Annotated in this window: 19 protein-coding genes and 1 riboswitch; of the genes, 5 read left to right on the top strand and 14 right to left on the bottom strand. The window is 34.6% G+C overall.

Annotated features, from left to right (window positions below; translation table 11 throughout):
- Positions 1–183: 183 nt before the first annotated feature.
- The 9 genes from JCM9157_RS06135 to JCM9157_RS06095 all read right to left on the bottom strand — a co-directional run bounded on the left by JCM9157_RS06135 (position 184) and on the right by JCM9157_RS06095 (position 7,880).
- The gene (locus JCM9157_RS06135) at positions 184–798 is read right to left on the bottom strand and encodes an alpha/beta hydrolase (protein WP_035663094.1); all 615 of its coding nucleotides are present in this window, start codon (positions 796–798) and stop codon (positions 184–186) included.
- Between the two features lie 2 nt (positions 799–800).
- Entirely contained in the window at positions 801–1,772 is a 972-nt protein-coding gene (locus JCM9157_RS06130; RefSeq protein ID WP_035663092.1) for a ring-cleaving dioxygenase, read from the bottom strand.
- A gap of 21 nt (positions 1,773–1,793) precedes the next feature.
- Positions 1,794–2,207: a MarR family winged helix-turn-helix transcriptional regulator gene (locus JCM9157_RS06125; RefSeq protein WP_035663091.1), complete on the bottom strand. Its 414-nt coding sequence runs from the start codon at positions 2,205–2,207 to the stop codon at positions 1,794–1,796.
- Between the two features lie 181 nt (positions 2,208–2,388).
- A complete protein-coding gene (locus JCM9157_RS06120; protein ID WP_035663089.1) occupies positions 2,389–3,177 on the bottom strand; it encodes an HAD family hydrolase in 789 nt (262 codons plus the stop codon).
- A 77-nt stretch (positions 3,178–3,254) separates the two neighbouring features.
- Positions 3,255–5,201, bottom strand: coding sequence for an ATP-dependent DNA helicase (locus JCM9157_RS06115; RefSeq protein ID WP_035663088.1), 1,947 nt, complete (start codon positions 5,199–5,201; stop codon positions 3,255–3,257).
- A 111-nt stretch (positions 5,202–5,312) separates the two neighbouring features.
- Positions 5,313–5,570: a YciI family protein gene (locus JCM9157_RS06110; protein WP_035663086.1), complete on the bottom strand. Its 258-nt coding sequence runs from the start codon at positions 5,568–5,570 to the stop codon at positions 5,313–5,315.
- A gap of 14 nt (positions 5,571–5,584) precedes the next feature.
- Positions 5,585–6,001 carry a CBS domain-containing protein gene (locus JCM9157_RS06105; protein ID WP_035663084.1) on the bottom strand — a complete coding sequence of 139 codons (417 nt, stop codon included), beginning with the start codon at positions 5,999–6,001 and terminating at the stop codon, positions 5,585–5,587.
- Between the two features lie 167 nt (positions 6,002–6,168).
- On the bottom strand, positions 6,169–6,423 hold the full coding sequence (locus JCM9157_RS06100) for a sigma-G-dependent sporulation-specific acid-soluble spore protein CsgA (RefSeq protein WP_035663082.1): 255 nt from the start codon (positions 6,421–6,423) through the stop codon (positions 6,169–6,171).
- 89 nt (positions 6,424–6,512) lie between these two features.
- Positions 6,513–7,880: an MFS transporter gene (locus tag JCM9157_RS06095; protein WP_035663081.1), complete on the bottom strand. Its 1,368-nt coding sequence runs from the start codon at positions 7,878–7,880 to the stop codon at positions 6,513–6,515.
- Between the two features lie 272 nt (positions 7,881–8,152).
- Between JCM9157_RS06095 and JCM9157_RS06090 the strand changes: the two genes are divergently transcribed.
- The 4 genes from JCM9157_RS06090 to JCM9157_RS06075 all read left to right on the top strand — a co-directional run bounded on the left by JCM9157_RS06090 (position 8,153) and on the right by JCM9157_RS06075 (position 12,551).
- Complete coding sequence (locus JCM9157_RS06090) at positions 8,153–8,839, top strand: response regulator transcription factor (protein ID WP_035663080.1); 687 nt, start codon at positions 8,153–8,155, stop codon at positions 8,837–8,839.
- Entirely contained in the window at positions 8,832–10,292 is a 1,461-nt protein-coding gene (locus JCM9157_RS06085; protein WP_052012976.1) for a sensor histidine kinase, read from the top strand. Before JCM9157_RS06090 ends, JCM9157_RS06085 begins: the two co-directional genes overlap by 8 nt.
- A 196-nt stretch (positions 10,293–10,488) precedes the next feature.
- Positions 10,489–11,460, top strand: coding sequence for a phosphatase PAP2 family protein (locus tag JCM9157_RS06080; protein WP_035663078.1), 972 nt, complete (start codon positions 10,489–10,491; stop codon positions 11,458–11,460).
- On the top strand, positions 11,457–12,551 hold the full coding sequence (locus tag JCM9157_RS06075) for an acyltransferase family protein (protein WP_035663077.1): 1,095 nt from the start codon (positions 11,457–11,459) through the stop codon (positions 12,549–12,551). The genes JCM9157_RS06080 and JCM9157_RS06075 overlap by 4 nt, the downstream gene beginning before the upstream one ends.
- 97 nt (positions 12,552–12,648) lie before the next feature.
- Here JCM9157_RS06075 and JCM9157_RS06070 read toward each other — a convergent pair whose 3' ends face one another.
- Entirely contained in the window at positions 12,649–13,722 is a 1,074-nt protein-coding gene (locus tag JCM9157_RS06070; RefSeq protein WP_035663075.1) for a branched-chain amino acid aminotransferase, read from the bottom strand.
- 144 nt (positions 13,723–13,866) lie between these two features.
- The gene (locus JCM9157_RS06065; RefSeq protein ID WP_035663073.1) at positions 13,867–14,358 is read right to left on the bottom strand and encodes a hypothetical protein; all 492 of its coding nucleotides are present in this window, start codon (positions 14,356–14,358) and stop codon (positions 13,867–13,869) included.
- Between the two features lie 377 nt (positions 14,359–14,735).
- On the opposite strand from JCM9157_RS06065, the gene JCM9157_RS06060 reads away from it, so the two are divergent.
- Entirely contained in the window at positions 14,736–15,455 is a 720-nt protein-coding gene (locus JCM9157_RS06060; protein WP_035663071.1) for a 3-ketoacyl-ACP reductase, read from the top strand.
- A gap of 87 nt (positions 15,456–15,542) precedes the next feature.
- Here the strand turns inward: JCM9157_RS06060 and JCM9157_RS25035 are convergent, their stop codons facing one another.
- The 3 genes from JCM9157_RS25035 to JCM9157_RS06045 all read right to left on the bottom strand — a co-directional run bounded on the left by JCM9157_RS25035 (position 15,543) and on the right by JCM9157_RS06045 (position 19,413).
- Complete coding sequence (locus JCM9157_RS25035) at positions 15,543–17,567, bottom strand: response regulator transcription factor (RefSeq protein WP_201768893.1); 2,025 nt, start codon at positions 17,565–17,567, stop codon at positions 15,543–15,545.
- Between the two features lie 241 nt (positions 17,568–17,808).
- Positions 17,809–18,141 (bottom strand): STAS domain-containing protein, encoded by a 333-nt coding sequence (locus tag JCM9157_RS06050; RefSeq protein WP_035663069.1) that lies wholly within the window; start codon positions 18,139–18,141, stop codon positions 17,809–17,811.
- A 390-nt stretch (positions 18,142–18,531) separates the two neighbouring features.
- Entirely contained in the window at positions 18,532–19,413 is an 882-nt protein-coding gene (locus tag JCM9157_RS06045) for a hypothetical protein (RefSeq protein WP_035663067.1), read from the bottom strand.
- A gap of 43 nt (positions 19,414–19,456) precedes the next feature.
- Positions 19,457–19,546: riboswitch (cyclic di-GMP riboswitch) on the bottom strand.
- Positions 19,547–19,573: the final 27 nt, after the last annotated feature.

Genomic DNA, 19,573 nt, shown 5'->3' with positions numbered 1-19,573 from the left:
ATAGGGAATCTATAGTCCTCCTAACAATAAAATAACAAGACTTTTTAGTATATAAGAGCAATGGTGACCGCTTACTAACTAACACGACACAAAAAAAGACAACACTCAGAGGCTGCTCCAAGCATTGTCTTTAATCGCTATTTTACTAAACATTTATTCTGCTAATTATAAGCGAATTACTTGCTATTTATTATAATGCTGATCATACCACTTTTTCGCTTCTTCAACTTCTTCTCTTACTAGCTGGTGACCACCGTTAACCCAATATTCTGTAACAGATGCATTCGCCTTTTTTAAATCCTCAATGAGTTCTTTTGTTTCATTCAAAGGAATTAAAGGGTCTTGTTTCCCTGCCCCAATAAACACTTTAGTATTTGTTAAGTCAGGTATATTCACGCCTCGACGTGGTACCATTGCATGAAACAGAATCGCTCCATTCAAAGACTGTTCATGATGATACATCATACTAGCTGCAATATTAGCTCCATTTGAATATCCAATTGCCACCACTTTATTTCTGTCAAATTGGTATTCTTTCGCTTTCTCACTTATAAACTCTGTTAATTCTTTTGTTCTAAAAAGAAGGTCTTGTTCATCAAATACTCCCTCTGCAAGTCGTCTGAAGAAACGTGGCATGCCATTTTCTAGTACATTTCCTCTTACACTTAATACCGCTGCATCTGGTGCAATCATCTCAGCTAATGATAACAGGTCGTGTTCATTCCCACCTGTTCCATGTAGCAAAACAAGAGTAGGTGCACCCTTTTTCTTTCCTTCAAAATAAACATGTTTCATCATATTCACTCCTTAGTATCTAACGGTTTTAGCTTTGCTTCTATTTCAGCTCTTTGATCTTCAAAATAAGGTGGCAATGAAAGGTTTTCACCTAAATGTTCAAACGATTCGTCCCCTTCAAAACCCGGACCATCTGTTGCTAATTCAAACAATATGCCATTTGGATCTCGGAAATAAAGCGACCGGAAATAATACCTTTCTACAAAACCTGAGTTTGGAAGGCGAAGTTTCTTAAGGTGATTAATCCACTTTCGTAATTCTTCTTCACTCTCAACACGGAAAGCTACATGATGCACACTTCCACGCCCTGGTCTTTCTCGCTGTAAATCAGCTCTTTCTTCAACAATAACCTCAGCCCCCGTACCACCTTCACCAGTTTCAAAGATGCTAACATTATGCTCCCCCTCAAGAAAAGAAGCTTTCTGACGGTATCCCATTGCTTCGACGAGTACATTGGCGGTAAGTTCTAAATTGGGAACTGTTAGCTTCACAGGACCTAAGCCTGTAATTCCATGTTCCACAGGAACTGGACTTTTATCCCATGGTTTTCCACCCGCTACCCCTTCGTTTAATTGGTCAGAAACAAGTTCCAATCTTTGCCCTTCAAAATCTCGAAAAGCTAGTGTTTTTCTTCCATACTTTGTTTGTATCTCATCGTGATCTACTTGATACTCTTCTAAACGATTTTTCCAATAGTCAAGTGAAGCATCTGAAGCCACTCTTAGTGAAGTTAATGAGATACTATTCGTACCAAGATACGTTTGCCCTGCTCGTGGGATTTCAAAAAAGGTTAAATCCGTTCCTGGATTTCCGCGTTCATCTGCATAAAACAAGTGATAAACAGATGGATCATCTTGATTGATTGATTTTTTCACAAGTCTAAGTCCTAGAACTTTCGTATAAAAACGATAATTTTCTTTCGCGTTCGCCGTAATGGCTGAAACATGGTGTTGACCTAATAAAGGTTTTAAATCCATCTCGTTACCTCCGTTAATTCCTTACAATTTTTTCAATAATGCTAGTAACTGTTTTTGTTCATCTTTAGTTAAGGCTTGAAACTGACTAACTTGAAAGAGTTCTTGTTGCGGAACCACTTCTTCATATAACTCTTTTCCTTTGTTCGTTAATGTTATGTGTTTCGTGCGCCATTCTTGTGTTCTCTGAATTAACCCTGCGCTTTCCATTTTCACAACCATTTGCGTTATATTCCCTTTGGTCACAAGAAGTTTTTCGGCAAGACCTTGTTGTGAAATTGGTTGATGTACCCCTACTTGCACAAGTAAATCAAATTGGGCAATACTCAAGTTCCACTTCTTCAAATGCTGATTAGACAACTGATTACTTCGGTTATAAAATTGTGCAAGTCGAAACCATAATAGCAGACCTAATTTTAAATCCTGTGATTTTCCCATATTAAAACTGGACAATGGAAATCACCCTTTCTTCTTTTATCAGTTTATATCTAAACTGATAAATTGTAAACTAATTTCACTTACTTTTTTAAAGTATATTTGTCGATCTATTTTTAATATACCCTAAAAAAGACTGCTTCTAACTAAATAAGATGAGCTAACATAGCTCATCTTATTATCCTTATTTATTTAAGTTACTTAAAATCGGAAACAATTCTTCTAAGTGTTTAATCTCGTAATCAGGCAAAACTTCATTACGCTCTTTATTATGACGATTAATCCATACAGATTTCATACCAATTCTAGAAGCACCTAGTATGTCAGTCATTAAATTATCCCCAACCATAATCGCTTCATCTTTGCCAAGCCCCATTTTATCAAGTGCATGCTGGAAGATGCTTGGGTCAGGTTTGCCTCTTCCAAAAGCACCTGAAATAACAATATGATCAAAGTATGGAACTAGTTCAGGAGTAATGTCCAACTTTGTATTTTGCAAATCTGGTGAACCATTTGTTAAAAGTAAAAGTTGATAATTGTCTTTAAGTTGATCGAGGACTTGAAAAGACTCCTCATATACAAATGGATGCTTACGACGCTCGCTTGGGAATCTTTCTGCTAACTCTTCCCCAAACTGAGGGTCGTCAATACCCAAAGCTTTTAACCCTTTCGTCCAAGCATCTTTTCGATAGCCCGGAACCATTTCTTTCATCTTACGAAAATTCACATCGTCATCAAGGAAGTTTCCCCATAAACCTTCAAAAGGATTAATTCCAATCATTTGAGTAAATTCGAAAGTCTCATAGGTTGAGTATAGTTCTCTCGCTTCATTTCGAACTGCTTCTTCTAAAGCAGCAGGATCCACTTCATATTTTTCGGCCGCAACCTGGCATGTCGCTTCAAATGCCTTTTCTACACTTCTTTGATCCCATAGAAGTGTATCGTCCAAATCAAAAAAGATTGCTTTAATCATCAACAAAACTCTCCCCTACGACAATTTTCCCACTCTACTAGATTACCGCTTTAATATAAAGAAGTAAACTATTGAAATCATTGTTTCACTAATTCAACACCTTCAGGAAGTACTCCTTCAACCAGTGTTCTTAAACGGTCATCTTTACAAACCCTTGCATCTAATATAGTAACGACACCTTGGTCCTCGTGAGTTCTAATTAATCTACCCATACCCTGTCGCAATCTTAAAATCATATGTGGAAGATCAATTTCTGAATAGGGATCAGTGGATGCTTTTCTTTTTGCCGCAAAAACAGGATCATTAGGCGGGAATGGCAACGACCAAATAATCACATTTGAAAGAGATTCTCCTGGAATATCTAGACCCTCCCATAAACTTACAGCCGCTAAAACCGAATTTACATCATGTTGAAAAACAGATATTAACTGACTTATTTCTTGATCTCCTTCAAATAGAATGTTCCATTTAGCGAAAGACGCATCATCTTGTACACCTTTTTTAAAGGTTTGCAATTCTTCTTCACTTGTAAATAACAGAAGAGCTTTTCCTTCTGTTTGTTCTAACAGATTTTTCGTAACTTCAAGCTTTTCCACATCATCTGTCGTTGTGGCTGCAACGACTCGCATTTTTTCAGCGTAATCAAATGGAGAAGCAACCGAAAACGATAAGTAATCTTCTATCCCTAAACTCTCAGCTAAGTAAGTAAAAGATTCATTCGTTGATAATGTAGCCGATGTAAAGACGAAAGGTAACTTTTTAGAGAAAACTTTTTCTTTTAAAACTTCTTTGACTAGTCTTGGCATAATAACTAACTTAATTCCTGAATCATCTTCCTCGACCCACGTAATTAAATTGTCTTGTTCCACAAAAATTTTCAAAGCATGGTGAATCATATCTAGATGCTCTTCCACAATTTTCAACTGATATTGATCAATTGTGTACATTTCGCTTTCGAAAACAATTTCGTCTTCAAGTCTTGAAATTAATTGAACAAATTCTTTTGCTGAATGAGTCAAATTAGATGTTAGTTCAAGCTCTTTTCGATTTGAGCCTTTGACTGTTTTTGCATGTTGTTTTAATTCAAAAGAAAAATGCATACTATGTGAAATTAATTCATCGACCAAAACAGCAAATTCTTCTCGTACATCATTTTCCAATAATCTCGTTAACAGATCTTCGATGACATCATGACGCAATTGATACGTTAGTGCTTTTTGCGCTGCAATTTCTAACAAATGGCCTTCATCAAATATGACTGTACTCGGTTCCGGTAGAAGCGGAAGTTGCCCTTCTCGAATACGTGAATCATATGTCCAAACATGCTCCATGTAAAAATCATGAGAACAAATTAATAAATCAGTTGATTTACGGTAGTGATCGCGCGAAAGTGTTTGTCCACAGCGATGGCGCTGATCACAAACAAAACAATCTTGAAAAGAGTCCCAACCAATTTTAGTCCATGTTGGATCACTTAAATGTGAATACTCTTTCCGATCACCATATGGATAAAAGGATTGCATCGTTTGATTGCCATGAACAAAAGCTGGTAAATCAACATGAATATCATCAAAAACGTCCTCATAGTCCTCTTTCGATCGTTCTGTATCTAATTTCTGTAAACATAAATACTGATCTTTTGATTTGGCTAATCTGGCGTCAATATTTATATTTAAGATTTTAGATAACTTATCAATATCTCCGCCTTCTTTTACTAATTGCTCGATTAAAGACTCGTCCGCACAAGCAATAATAGCTGGCTTCCTCATGTACCTTGCATAACTAATCGCATACAGTAAATAAACAAGTGTCTTCCCTGTCCCTACTCCTGCTTCAGCAAACATAATTTTCTTATCAATAAATGCTTTTTCCGTTTGGAACGCCATGAAAATTTGCTCATCACGAAGTTCGAGACCAGCCTCCGGCAATATGTCGTAGAAGACATCACCAATCCAGTCTCCTAACTGTTCAAAAAAAGATTCCTTTGGGTTAAATGCAAAAGGTAAACGACTATATGTATTCAAAAAAAAGCCCCCGTATTTTTAATTCATTAATAGATAATTATCTAAGAAAAACAGCTATTTGTCAAAGAAACAAGGGATAATTCGACTGAATCGAATTATCCCTTAAAATGATTACATTTTTCCCCATTCATGAAGCTCTAATTTTCTTACACCTTTTACAACATAAGGATCGGCTTCGGCTAGTTTTCTAGCTTCTTCAAGTGAATCAACTTCATAAATAACCATCCCTCCTGCTCCATCTAAGAAAGGGCCTTTTGCGAAAATCTTGCCTTCTTTCTCAAGACCTTCTAGATACTCTAAGTGTGCAGGACGATATGTAGCATTTAATTCTTCATTTTCCATGTATAATATTGCAGTAAATAAAGCCATTTCATCTTCTCCTTTTAACTAACATGTCCCTTATCCATTGAGTTAGCATAGTATTCAATAATTTCTCTTCTTCTAATAATACCAATAAAGATTCCATGATCATCAACGACAGGGATAAAATTTTGAGAAATAGCGAGCGTCAGTAAGCCTTTCATCTCAGAGTCAATTCGAACAGGCATATTTTTTATTCTTCTCTTTATATCTTTCAACTGAATTTGTTCAGCTAAATCAAGGGAGAAAGAATGAGTATTCTTTATTTGCCAAAGCAGATCTCCCTCAGTAAGAGTGCCAATATATTTGCCATGTCGATCAATAATTGGGACAGCTGAATATTTGTGATATTCCATTTTTTCTAACGCTTGTCTCATCGTTGATTCAAGATCTAAAAAGGCAACCTCTGCTTTGGGCAATAAGAAAAATGAGATATTCATAGACAATCTTCCCTTTCACAACAGTTTCATCTCCTATTCTATTATACTCGAAAACAAGAAATTTTACCAAAAACTGTTGAAAAACTAAGATTAACTATAAAGCAAGAAGCAAATAAGAAAGCATGCTAAAAGTCAAGACTCTTAGCATGCCTAAATTATAATTATGCCTAGATAAGTAAAAGCTCATATACACCGTTTAACTGCTGTACTCTTACATCATCCTGTTCATTCCTTGCATAATCTAACTCATATTGAAGCACCAGATTTAAAATAGTCGCTTCATTTTCTTCTAAATCCTTCACAAATTCCTCTTCATTTGCATAATGGTTCTGTTCTAGCTTCTGATAAATACGTTGACATATTTTATGATTATCAGTGTGGTTCGACAGAGACTCGCGTAAAAAAGCTAAATTTGAATCCAAAATACCACATCCTTCTCAAAGTTATTAAGACCTTTTTAGGATGTGGTATTTCTTGAAAATAATTCATGTACGTTTCGTCTTAACTTGATTTAAGAAGCTTTTTCGCTTCTATTTTGATTCATTACGAACATTACAGCAGAAAGAACTAAGAGTAAACTAAAACCTAAAAAGATGTTGCGATAGCTTTCTGCTGGTGATAATTCTGTTTGCCAAACGAGTAAAAGTCCTGATAACGCTACTCCTAACGCTCCGCCAAAAAACTGCATGAGTTGTATCAAACCCATTCCAGCACCTACTTCTTCTTTTGGTAAGAGCCTTGTAACTTGATTAGATGTGCTTGAAGTAAGAGCTGAGAAACCCACACTCATAAACATATAAGTTCCCATTATCGCATAGGGCGTCACACTAGAGAAAAAGGCAAACAACAAAGTAGCAACGATTAAAAAAACATGACCCAAAGTAATAACGGGCTTATTGCCAAGTCGATCAATTAGACGTCCTATAAACTGAGCTGCGATAGCTGACAATATCGCTCCCGGAAAAATAATCATACCAATAGCTGCTGGTTCTTTATTATAAACAGTTGATAAGATGATTGGCATTAAGAAAAGAGAAGAGAAATGTATAATAAATGCCGTAAAAGCGACAAATATAAGTGCTCTATATGCCTTATTTTTTATAAGACTAGGTTGCATAAAAGGAACCGATATTTTATTAATGTGGATCCATAACCAAATTAGTCCAATTAAGCTTGCTAATAAATAATAAAAGGATAATGTAGAGAGAAACAGCAATAATCCTGTAACGCTTCCCCCCGTTAAGAAAGCACCAAGAAAGTCAAATCTTACTCTTTTAATTTCATCTACCGGAAGCCATTTAATAAAGAACGGTGTTAAGAAAAGGACAAGACCTGTAATTAAAAAGAGGTAATTCCAACCTAAGTATTGAGTAATAATTCCTCCCATCACTGGACCTATCCCAAACCCTAAAGATGCAGCCGACGATATGAAGGCCATCGCTTTCCCCCGTCTAGATACTGGTATATAACGGCCGGCCAAAACCATCGCTAAACCGGGTACAGCCCCGGCACCTAAAGCTTGTAACACTCTTGCCACAATAAGCCAGCTGTATTCTGTAGCGATCAAACCGATGATTGATGCTGTTCCTAGTATAGAAAGTCCAACAAACAACAATTTTTTTATCGGGATATAATCGGATAGTCGACTGTATGTAATAGTTGATATAGCGAAAACAATGGAATAGCCTGATACAATCCAAGATGCTGTCGCAGATGTTAAGACTAACTCATTAGATACAGTTGGAAGAGCGACATTAAACATCGTCGTATTCATAACGACAAGCCACACCGTTACACTCCACAACAACACAATTTTTCTTTCATGTTCAAGTATTGGTTCTTTGTCTTTTAACGAAATAGTAGCAGAGAGGGAAGACATAATTTCACACCAGATTTCTCTTTAATTTTTATTTCCTTCTATATTATATGTTGTTTTCTCTATCAATTGGCCTTTTTTTCTCAAACGAAAACAACTTTTAAAATGTCATGGTTTGGATGTTGATTTATTACCACTTTTGTTAAAAATTCATACTTTGAAGCCTTTCATACGATATGTGAGCTGGCTTTTTCACTATGCTTTAATTGACTGTCTTTCTCTGCGTCTTCTACATTTATAGAAATTCACATAAGAATGAACAAGGGGGTGAGTATTTGGTTCACGCAAAAGTTCTTATTGCAGACGATGATCCAAACGTATGTGAAATAATTCGAATTTACTTACAAGAAAATCATTTTAATGTGATTGAAGCTTCGGATGGTGAACAGGCCTTATCATTATTTGAAACAGAAAAGCCTGATATTATCTTATTGGATGTAATGATGCCAGGCTTGGATGGCTTTGATGTTTGTAGGCAAATTCGAAAAAAAACAGAAGTTCCTATTATCATGTTGTCAGCTAAAGCAGAAGAATTAGATCGTATTTTAGGATTAGAGATGGGTGCAGATGATTACGTTACAAAACCATTTAGTCCACGTGAAGTTCTTGCTCGTATAAAAGCTGTTTTTAGAAGAACCTCCAATCAAGGTCAAGAAGAGAAAGAAGAAACATTCAAGTATCATGATTTACTAATCCATGTAAAGAAAAGAGAAGTAAAACTAAATGAAACCGTTTTATTTTTCAGACCGAAAGAATTTGACTTACTTGTTTATCTAATTCGACATAAACATATTGTTGTTACTAGAGAACAACTTCTTGAACATGTGTGGGGCTATGACTTCATTGGAGATATTCGGACCGTTGATGTTCATATTAAACGGATACGCAGTGAATTTGAACCATTTAATTTTCAATGTATTAAAACAGTTTGGGGTGTAGGCTATCAGTTCTATATTGAATAAGATCATTGCGTGGCTTAATCATAGTTTGTTTCGTCGATTGATGATTAGCTTTTTAACTATATTCATTTTAGGAATCGGCTTAATTGGCCTTCAAATATCTATTTCTACTACCGATTATCTTACTACTCAACAAAGACATGATATGTTACGACAAGCTCGAAATATTAACTCTTCGATTATAGAAAATTCAGAAGTTACGAGTGAATTGTTACAAACCATTGAAAAATTAGGTTCATTTTCTTCGTACAACATTTGGTTGATAGATACTGGGGGAAGAATTGTAGCTGCTTCAACAATGCAGGATGAATTCGTTGGTGAAATCATGAGCGATTCGCTCATGGAAGATCTATTAAATGGTCGAAACAGCATCCAAATAATGGAGATAGATGAAGAAGAAAGACCAATGCTATCTGTAGCGGTTCCATGGACTTCTGAAGGAATTATTCATGGAGGAATTATATTGCATTCACCGATTGCAGGCATAAAGTCCACGGTCCGTAACATCCGTGAGATCGTACTTTGGTCAATTCTTGGAGGTCTCCTCATTGTTAGTATTCTAGTTTCCTACCTATCTTGGACCATTTCAAAACCTTTAAGAAAAGTAGAAGAAGCAGCGAATGAGATCGCATTAGGAAATTATAGTAAACGGGTGAACCACCATCTTCCAGATGAAGTTGGCGCACTTGTACAATCCTTTAATCGGATGGCTGCCAAATTAAATGAAATAGAAAAACAAAGAGACTCAACCGAACAACGTCGTAAAGACTTTATCGCAAATATCTCACATGAATTAAGAACACCCCTAACTGCAATGAAAGGCTTTTTAGAAGTGTTGCAAGAAGGTTTCGTAAAAGACCCTAAATTACAGCAAAAGTATTACAACATTATGTTTCGTGAAACAGAATACCTTAACCAATTAGTAGACGATCTAATGGACCTAATTAAACTGGAACAAAAAGAGATTTCTATGCATCTAAAAAAAGTTGATATCGCTGAAATTATAAAAGTCGTTTCTCTTCAGTTAAATCCAACATTTATTAAAAGAAATAATAAGTTGCAAAGTTTTACTCTGGAGCCCCTCCCGTATATTATTGGTGACTCATTACGAATTGAACAAATATTAACAAATATTATTCATAACGCAAATAAATTCACATCCAATGGTACCATTACCGTAAAAACAAAAGTTCAAAACGATTGTTTATGTGTAATTGTAACTGATACAGGTATTGGAATTCCTTCTCATGACTTGGATCGAATTTGGGACCGTTTTTTCAAAGTGGACCGTGATCGTACAAAAAATGGACGAGGTACAGGACTTGGATTGGCCATTGTAAAAGAGTTAGTTAAGCTCCATAAAGGTAACATTCATGTCGAAAGTAAACTTGGACAAGGAAGTACTTTTACCATTTCATTTCCGATATATAATTACGATACATTATATAACTCGTAAATCTCCACTTCAACCAACTTGGGAAATTCGCCCAAGTTGTAATTAAACCCCTGTGGAGATAAATCTCCACTTCAACCAACTTGGGAAATTCGCCCAAGTTGGTTTTTAATATTTTTTTAAAAGTTTGATTATAGATTGGTTAAATTGTTTCGGTACACTTTATTTAGCATCTAAGACTAAACTTAAGGTGAGGACTATGTTAACTAATTATAAGAAACAAGCTAACCGTACAGTATTATATTTATTAGTAGGCTTGCTTTTATGTCTTTTACTAGTACCTTCTGAGTGGGAACGATTACAGTTTTTACTTCTTTTACTACTTCCGATCATCTTTTCAATCAAATATTTTAATCTTGATCGTGAACAATTAAAAACCTCGATTCGATATTTAGGCTTATATATTTTCTTTAGCCTCTTTACATTTGTGATTCATGTTCTCCAACTCCAATGGGAACTTAGTAATCAAAATGGATTATTCGGTTTTAAATTTTACATTGATCCATTATTGAGTATGATACCTTATAATGATGGAGTTTGGTTGTGGCAGTTATCCACACCTTTATTAGATCGTTTCTTTGTTTACATTTATATTCATGGATTTGTTTTTTGTATATTAGGTTTATGTTTATATTATTTAGTTACAGGGCAACCGCGCAAAATACTATTAGCTATGTTTGCTGGTCACTTCCTTCAATACTTACTGATTTTGCCCTTTCATTTTTGGGTAGATGGTCATCAAGTATGGTGGATTCAGAATCTGTGGCACGGTACTAATTATACTGATCCATTATTAGGGTATCGGACTGTGTCTGAACCCGTTATCCCGAGTTTAAATCATGTTTTTCCTAGCATGCATACATCAATTGCGACAGTCACGATTTTATTAGCCCTTAGAGAATCTTCAAAACCAATTAAATACTTTTATACGTTCTTGAATATTGGGATCATTTTCTCAACTGTTTACTTAGGTATACATTGGGTTATTGACTTAGTTGGTGGTGCATTATTTGGCTTTCTCACTTTAAAACTTGCGGATAAAATTATGTCAATAGATTGGCAGCAAAAGTGGGATCACCTAGAGGAGAAATGTCTGATCCTTCTTGAAAAAGATCAACTAACTTCACCAAATCGCTTTATTAGGTTTTTATGGTGGGATGATAAACAATGAAACGAAATACGGTAAATGAAATTATTTTTCTAAGAAGCATAGCTTGTTTGTCAATCGTTTTACTTCACTCTATTGGTATTGGAATGACTACTATTTACACTAATGACATGGCAAAATTCTTATTAGATTGCCTACACGTAATTCTATATTTTGGTACACCAATGTTTATTTTTATATCCGAATTTATACTGTCATATAGTTATAAAAATAGACAGCTACCTTCTCATTTCTTAAGAAAACGAGTGATGTATATTTTTCTACCATTCTGTAGCATGGCGATCTTTTATTCTCTTCCATACGCATCTTCTTTTCACGATTGGTTATCTAAGTTTTTTCTGAATGTATTTATTGGAGATTTTCATGGTTATTTTATTTTAATCATTTTCCAATTTTACATTTTACATTTTTTCTTTCATCGTCTCTTACAAAAAATTAAGCCCACTTATCCACTCATCATTTCATTCGTAATCAATACAACATACTTGGTAATATTTAACTTTATTTCAGCACCAGAAACAATTCCGTTTCACAATTATGTATGGGACCGATATTACTGGGTCCCTTTTATAGGTTGGATATTTTATTTTACGCTCGGATTTTATTGTGGACTATACTATAAAACATTTATTAAGCTATTAAACAGATATAAATGGATTGTGTTAACTGCACCTATTCTCTCTACTACTGTACTCCTTTTTCATTATCATTTTGACATCATTTCCACCCACAGTTCAAAACGGGTAGATATGCTTTTCCATACAACGGCAATGTGCTTTTTGTTCTTTTACATGTCACAGAAGTTAAAGTCTATACCACCACCTTTAAAAGTAATTAATTCCTATTCATTCTCAATATACCTTCTTCATATGTTTTATTTATCTGCAATCGATTTTCTAGTTGATCATCTAAATTTAAAGCTTGGTGCAATTTATATCATTGTTTTATTCGTAGCTAGCACAGTAAGTTCGATCGTAACTGCAAACCTGATTTTAAAATGGAAATATGGTGCATTTATAGTTGGTAAAGTAGTGAAAAATTCACATATGTCTTCCAAATACACTCACTCTTTGAAGAAAGTCTCTTCAAACTAATAGTGAGTTCAAAGCAAAAAGCGCTTGGTAAGTAGTATCACGTCCAAGCGCTTATAAACAATAATTCAAATTAAATTGCCTTTTGCTGAAAGAACCTTTACTTCACTTCAACAGTCCAACCATTTAAATCCTCTAATTTCCCTGTCTGAATTCCTGTTAGTGTATCGTATAACTTTTGAGAGAGGCTTCCAATTTCACTCTTATTAATAACGATGTTTCGATTTCCCCAATTTAGTTCTCCGATTGGGGAAATAACCGCTGCAGTTCCAGTCCCGAAAGCCTCTTCAAGCTCTCCACAATTAGCAGCATTATACAATTCTTCTAAGGAAATTCTTCTCTCTATTACAGTAATTCCCCAGCCCTTTAATAGTTCAATGATCGACATCCGGGTTATACCTTCTAGAATACTACCATTTAACTCCGGTGTGATGACCTCACCATTTATTTTAAAAAATACATTCATACTTCCAACTTCTTCAATATACTTTTTTTCAATTCCATCTAACCAAAGCACTTGTGAGTATCCTTCTGTAGTAGCTTTTTCCTGAGCCTTATAAGCTGCGGCGTAATTTCCAGCCGTCTTAGCAAATCCCGTTCCTCCCCGGACGGCTCTTGTATACTCATATTCCACATGTATTTTAATAGGTTGAATTCCATCTTTATAATAAGAGCCAACAGGTGAAAGAATGATGATAAATTGGTACGTTTTTGATGGGGCTAAGCTTAAATTAGGTTCAGTCCCAATAATGAATGGTCTTATGTATAAAGAATTACCTACTGCTTTAGGAACCCATTCTTTTTCTACTTCAATTAATTTCTGTAAGCCTGCTAACGCGAACTGTTCATCTATAGCTGGAATACTCATACGATCAGCGGATAAATTCAATCTACGAAAGTTCTTTTCTGGTCTAAACAGAAGGATGCGATCATCTGGTGTAGTATATGCTTTCAGACCTTCAAAAATAGTTTGTCCATAATGAAAGATCATAGCAGCTGGATCAAGGGCAATTGGTTGATACGGTACAATTCTAGGATCATACCAACCTTTTTCAGTCGAATAATCCATAACAAACATATGATCTGTAAAGATTGTTCCGAAAGCAATTTGATCAGCATTTGGTTTTGACTTTAAATTCTGAGTAAGATCAATTTCAATATTCAATGCATCCACCCCATCTTGTTTCAATATGTCATTATTGTAAATATATAACTAGCTGAATACAAGCTTAAAGATTTCTTAATCTACTAAAGTAAAAAAGGGTTATCACGAAAGTCTATATTTCGACCTTTCGCGTTAACCCTTTGCTACCTTGTTTTATTTTGCCGCTCTTTTCTCTAATTCAGCTTGCACATCTTTTAGGAACAAATCATATTGATCGTCTTGTAAATTTTTTGATTCTGTCTCAACAACGTCTACTAAAAGTTCTTTATTTTTATAAAAAACTTCTTTATCTGCATTGTAGTAAAACCTGACAACATCTGCTTCTTTAAAATACTTTTTTCCTAGTTTCAAAAGAAATGTTACCGGTAAACCTCGAACAGAAACTGAATTTAGTGTTACAGACTGTTCTTGTTTAATAGTTTGTGGACTATCCTGTTTTTCTTTTTGAACCATCAATAAAATTTCTTTTGCAACTTCCTTTTGACTTAAAGCTCTTTTTAATGCTTTTTGTCTAATACGTTTCTTTTTTGACTTTACTTTTACTTTTTCTAGACTCATTGCAGTAAACTCTCTTAATTCCATTCCACTTTGGTCAAGAGTTTTTTTCCAATGGTCATTTTTAAACCCATATGTACGTTTTAGCAATTCAAAAACCCCTTACTGTCTTATGATGTCATAGTAAAATGAGAAGTAATGTTAGATTTTCTCTCTTACTATAGTACCAAAAAAAATGCTTCTTTTGTTTAATATTAAAACATTTTCTAGCGTAATACATTATTAATAGAAAGATCTCTCACTTCTCTATAAGAATAGTATACAGGTAAAACCATAAAAAAACTGTCGTAAATTGTATAGAGAGAAAAAAAGGTCGATTTTTCAACTTTTCCCCCTCCAGCGTATGAAACTAATGCACAGAAAAAATCTCATTTATCTCAATGTCATGATTGTGCATTTATTTTGACTTCATTTTGCTTATTATGTAAAATACAATCCTATCTTACATATTGAAAGGAGAGATTTTCTTGGCACAGTCACTAAAAGGGAAAGTTGCATTTGTAACAGGTGCAGGAAAAGGTATAGGAAAAGCTACTGCCATAGCTCTTGCAAAAGAAGGAGCTCTTGTCGGTCTACTCGCTCGTACTGAAACAGATCTAATTGAAGTGGCAAATGAAATTGAAACACTAGGAGTTAAAGCAGCTTATGCTACAGCTGATGTTTCCTCTCTTGAACAAGTCGATCAAGCTATTAGTAAACTAACTGAAGAATTAGGTTCAGCTGATATACTCATCAATAATGCCGGTACCGGTAAATTTGGCTCATTTTTAGAACTAGATCCTGATGAGTGGAAAAGAATGATTGATATTAACTTAATGGGAGTTTATTACGTTACACGAGCTGTGTTGCCGCAATTAATTGAGAAAAATGGTGGTGACATTATTAACATCTCATCAACGGCAGGTCAAAAAGGAGCTCCAGTAACAAGTGCTTATAGCGCTTCTAAATTTGGCTTATTAGGACTCACTGAATCACTAGCTCTTGAAGTTCGTAAACATAATATTCGTGTTTCAGCTCTAACACCTAGCACCGTTGCGACAGAACTAGCATTTAGAGAAAATCTAACAGATGGCAATCCAGAAAAAGTAATGCAACCTGAAGATCTTGCTGAATATATGATTGCACAATTAAAGCTTCACCCTCGCATTTTCATTAAATCTGCAGGCTTATGGTCAACAAATCCATAGGTTGTTTGGTCGGCTTTATTTCAAGCTATTGATTTAGTTTTGTAAGAGGATGTCTCAAACACAATTGAGACATCCTCTTTTTCACTATTAAATCCCGTATTTAATTCGATAGATCTTTGCCATTGCTTGAACCCGGTCCGTGACATCCAATTTACGGAATATATTTGTTAAGTGATTTTTTACAGTATGGCTACTGATGTTTAACTGGTCAGCAACCTCTTGATTATTTAATCCTTCTAAAATAAAAAAGAGAATTTCTTTTTCTCGGGCGGTTAATGGTAGTAGATCGATTTCTTTTGTTAAATCCTCTAACTCTTCAATTTTTCGAATGTCTAATTCGTTCGCTTTCGTTAAGTTAACATCTTCTAGATAGTTGAACTTTTCCAAAAACATATTGAATTGTTTTGTTAATGACTGCTCAAAAGTTAATTGACACACTGAACCTGTCATTTTCAAATGATTAGCGATTAGACCTAGTATTTGAGCTTCTTTGCTAGGAGCTTGATTCATTGTATTCTTCGGTGCAAACACTTCTTCTAAACATGATAATACATCCAATTCAATGCCCTGTTTTTGTAAAAAAGAAAGCTGGTAGGTAGACACCTGACAAGCCTGTTGTACCAAAGAAAGATTAACTGATTCATTTATATACATACTGAATGATTTAGCCAACTCTACTGCATTATTTGTTAAATTGAAAAGCTCCTTGTTCCAGTATTCTAGTTGCTGATAAAGCATTGTAATAGACGTTTTTGAGGATTTAGCCTCGGTATCTTCGCTTTTTTCAACGATATTGTAACTCATACCCCCAAGATCGCACACAATTCTTAGAACTTGTTCCATTTCAGCTAGGTTATAATCTTGTTTTACCTTAAATGACAGTAAACCGCTAAATGTCTTTTTCGTAATCATTGGAATATGATAAATAAGAGAGTCACCAATCAACTCTACATCACATTCAGCAGAAACAGATTTAGTAGAAAAGTGTGTTTGAAATGCATGCTCATGAAGCCTGTCTAAATCTGACAAAGAGCTACCTCTTTTGAAAGATTCACCATTCACAAGCTTTATCCTAACATCATCACCTTGATTGATGGATGAACAAAAGTCGAGAATCTTAAACATCACATGAGAAGGGGTAGATGTATGAGTGTAAATTTCTAAGAGTTCCAATAATAAATGTTTTACTAATTTGTTCTCTTCGACTTCTTTAGAAGCCTCTTTAAGAGAAAGAACACTTCCTAAATAATTACTGAATAACTGTAACGAATCAATGAATTCTTTCGGGATTAAGTTACTAGTTAACGTTCCACCAAATAATAAAGCATTCACTTTATTATTTGATTTAATCGGAAAAGCAAACACTTGATTTGGATTCAATTCACGTTCAGCAAAAAAACGGCCTCTATGCGTATCACTCACATTACAATGCTCTATGTTTTGTTCTAATGCTACACTTTGGCCTAACAAACCTTCTCCTAAATAAAAGGAACTACCCATCAACTGACTGTTCTCAAATCCAACACCATCTTGAATTTCAAACAAATTGTTCTGTGTTTCCACTGCGTACCCAATAAAATCTAAATTCCTCGTTGTCAGTTTAACTTGCCCAAGTAATTCTTTTATTTTCTTTTCTTCCGTGCGCGTATTTTCTGAGAAGCTATTAATCATTGTTAAGTAATTTTTTTGAATATCTACTTTCCGTGTGTTTTCAATCATAAATCCAATCATAACCATAAGTTGTTCTAGTTCGTGTAATATACTGACTTGCTGTTCTCTTGTAAAACTTTTCATTCCATTCTTAAAGTCAACAGCAGAAGTCTCCGTTACAGAAGAAAAGTAATCTGTTACTAACAGATAATCTTGATTATTAAAAATAAAAACCGGACATAGAATTACTGTCTTATCTTCATTATTAGGATTCATAATGATAGGCTTTTGAATAGATTTACTTATCTTGAAACATTCCTTGCTCAGCTCAGTATAGACTTCATCTTTATGATCATCACAGTTGCAGAGATTTCCCCATTCATCTAATAAATAAATGGGAATTTGCAGCAAAGAACTGTATGTTTTTAATAATTGATAAATCATTTTTGTTGTTTTTTCCATTTCATAACCCCACACGATATTATCTAATCTTTTATTAATATCGGTTAAAACCATTTTTTTTACAGCACAATTGTTCATTTTATTTAATCACTTTTTATCAAAGAAAAACCCCTTAATAAAAAGGAGTTTTTCGGATTCTTAAGTGGCAAGTTCGGTTTTTCACTCTGCTAATTGCTGCCACGATGAGATGTTTTCAAGCACGATTTCAAACGAATGCGTAGATTATTCCTCCGTCAAATTTCTATGGATTATAGTAGTTACGAGCTTCAGCAATCGTTGTATACATTTTTACAAAGCTTGAAAACTTTACAATATCAAAAATTTCATCTATAGGAGGGGTCACTCCCGAGAGTATAAATTCTTTTTCTTGCTCTTTTGCCTGCATAACTGTATTGGCAATTACTCCTAAAGCTGAACTGTTCAAGTATTTAACTTTTGTCAAATCTAAAATAAACTGCTGTTCTGATTGGTGTATAAATGTCTCCATTCTTTCTTTAAACTGATTTACATTTTTTATCGTAATATCTTCTTCGATAAATAAAATCCCAATCTGATGATCTTGCTCGTATCTCATAGTTATCACCTATATTCCTTCTTATATAATGAATTATGTCTTTGACCGAACAAATACTTCACCAATCCAACCCGCTCTCTACCTACTAAATTATAGATACACTATAACTAGAATTCAACAGAAAGAGAATGCTCTTAATACTATTATCGGTTATCTGACAAACATAATATATTGTCTTCTGTTCCTATTTTCTTCAAACGGTGTGGGTTCTCATGACTGACAGCTTAAAATCACGACCTTTTTGGATAGTATTCATCTTCTCATCCGTTACTTTAGAACTAATAACAAGTTCATTTTCTATGCCTACCTTCCTAGTACAAACTCGTAAGTAGTCAGAGATTCCTAGTAACAAAAAAAAAGAGGATCAAATAATGATCCTCGATTACATTTTTATTTTAATTGTTTCCAACTAGCATAATGGTGATAAGCAAATCCTGAAAAACTAACTGTAGATTGATATGCGACTTCAACTTTTAGTAATTCTTTCTCCATATAGGATTGTCCTTTATCAGCAAAACTAATATGTGAACCTTCTAACGACTTCATCGTCTCAACACCAATTACAACTTTCTTATGTTGCTTCAAAGCATAGTTAATCTCATTTTTTACTAACTCAATTATGCCATTGGGACCATCCGCCATATTGCGATAAGCCATAATCGTAATAAAATCAGATTGGTTGATTAACCATTCAGATAGATTCCCTTTTCCGTAAGGTTTATTATTAAACGAGATCTCATCAAACCAAAAAGGAATATCATTTGAGTAAACGAGTTTTAGTTCTTTTGCTAGCGTTTGAAAACTAATAAGGGCTTGTTGGTAGTACTCTATCGTTTTTTGACGATTGCTGTTCCACTCTTGCACTAAGTAAGGCTCAACATCAAGGTGTATCCCTTTGAATCGTTGCTCACTTGTAGACTGAGCTTGATAATTTCTTAACCAGGAGATCACTGGATCGTACTGCCTTTTTCCCTGTTTCGTTGCCCATGAAGGAGCACCGTCTAAGGCATGTACATTTATCTTTCGTTGAGATGCTTGTGCGATGAAAGTTTGATAATGACGAATCGCAATGTCACGATCAACTTGCAAATAAAGATCGGTAACTCCATTTTGTTCTAAAAACAAGAGAACTTCTATTGAGTTATCAACTATTTCATAGGGATTCCATAGCCACGTAGATATTGTTTTCGTCTCTGTTGCAGCTGATGAGGGTGTCATTGAAGTGAATAGAACGAGAAAAGCCAATACAGTAGAATAAATGATGTTTTTCATTTTCAAGTCTCCTTTATGAAACCCAAAGCCTCATATAGAAGACATTGGCAACCTGGCAACCATATGATATACACATCACTTTAGGCCCATGGCTTTGCGTCCTTACCTTTCGATAAGTTTGCCTTTTTCAATTATTTTAATACTTTTATCATAATCGAAA

Source organism: Halalkalibacter akibai JCM 9157 (assembly GCF_000513135.1).
Taxonomy (GTDB): Bacteria; Bacillota; Bacilli; order Bacillales; family Bacillaceae_D; genus Halalkalibacter; species Halalkalibacter akibai.
The sequence above is the reverse complement of the archived record's forward strand: the minus strand, read 5'-3'. Positions and strand labels throughout refer to the sequence as shown.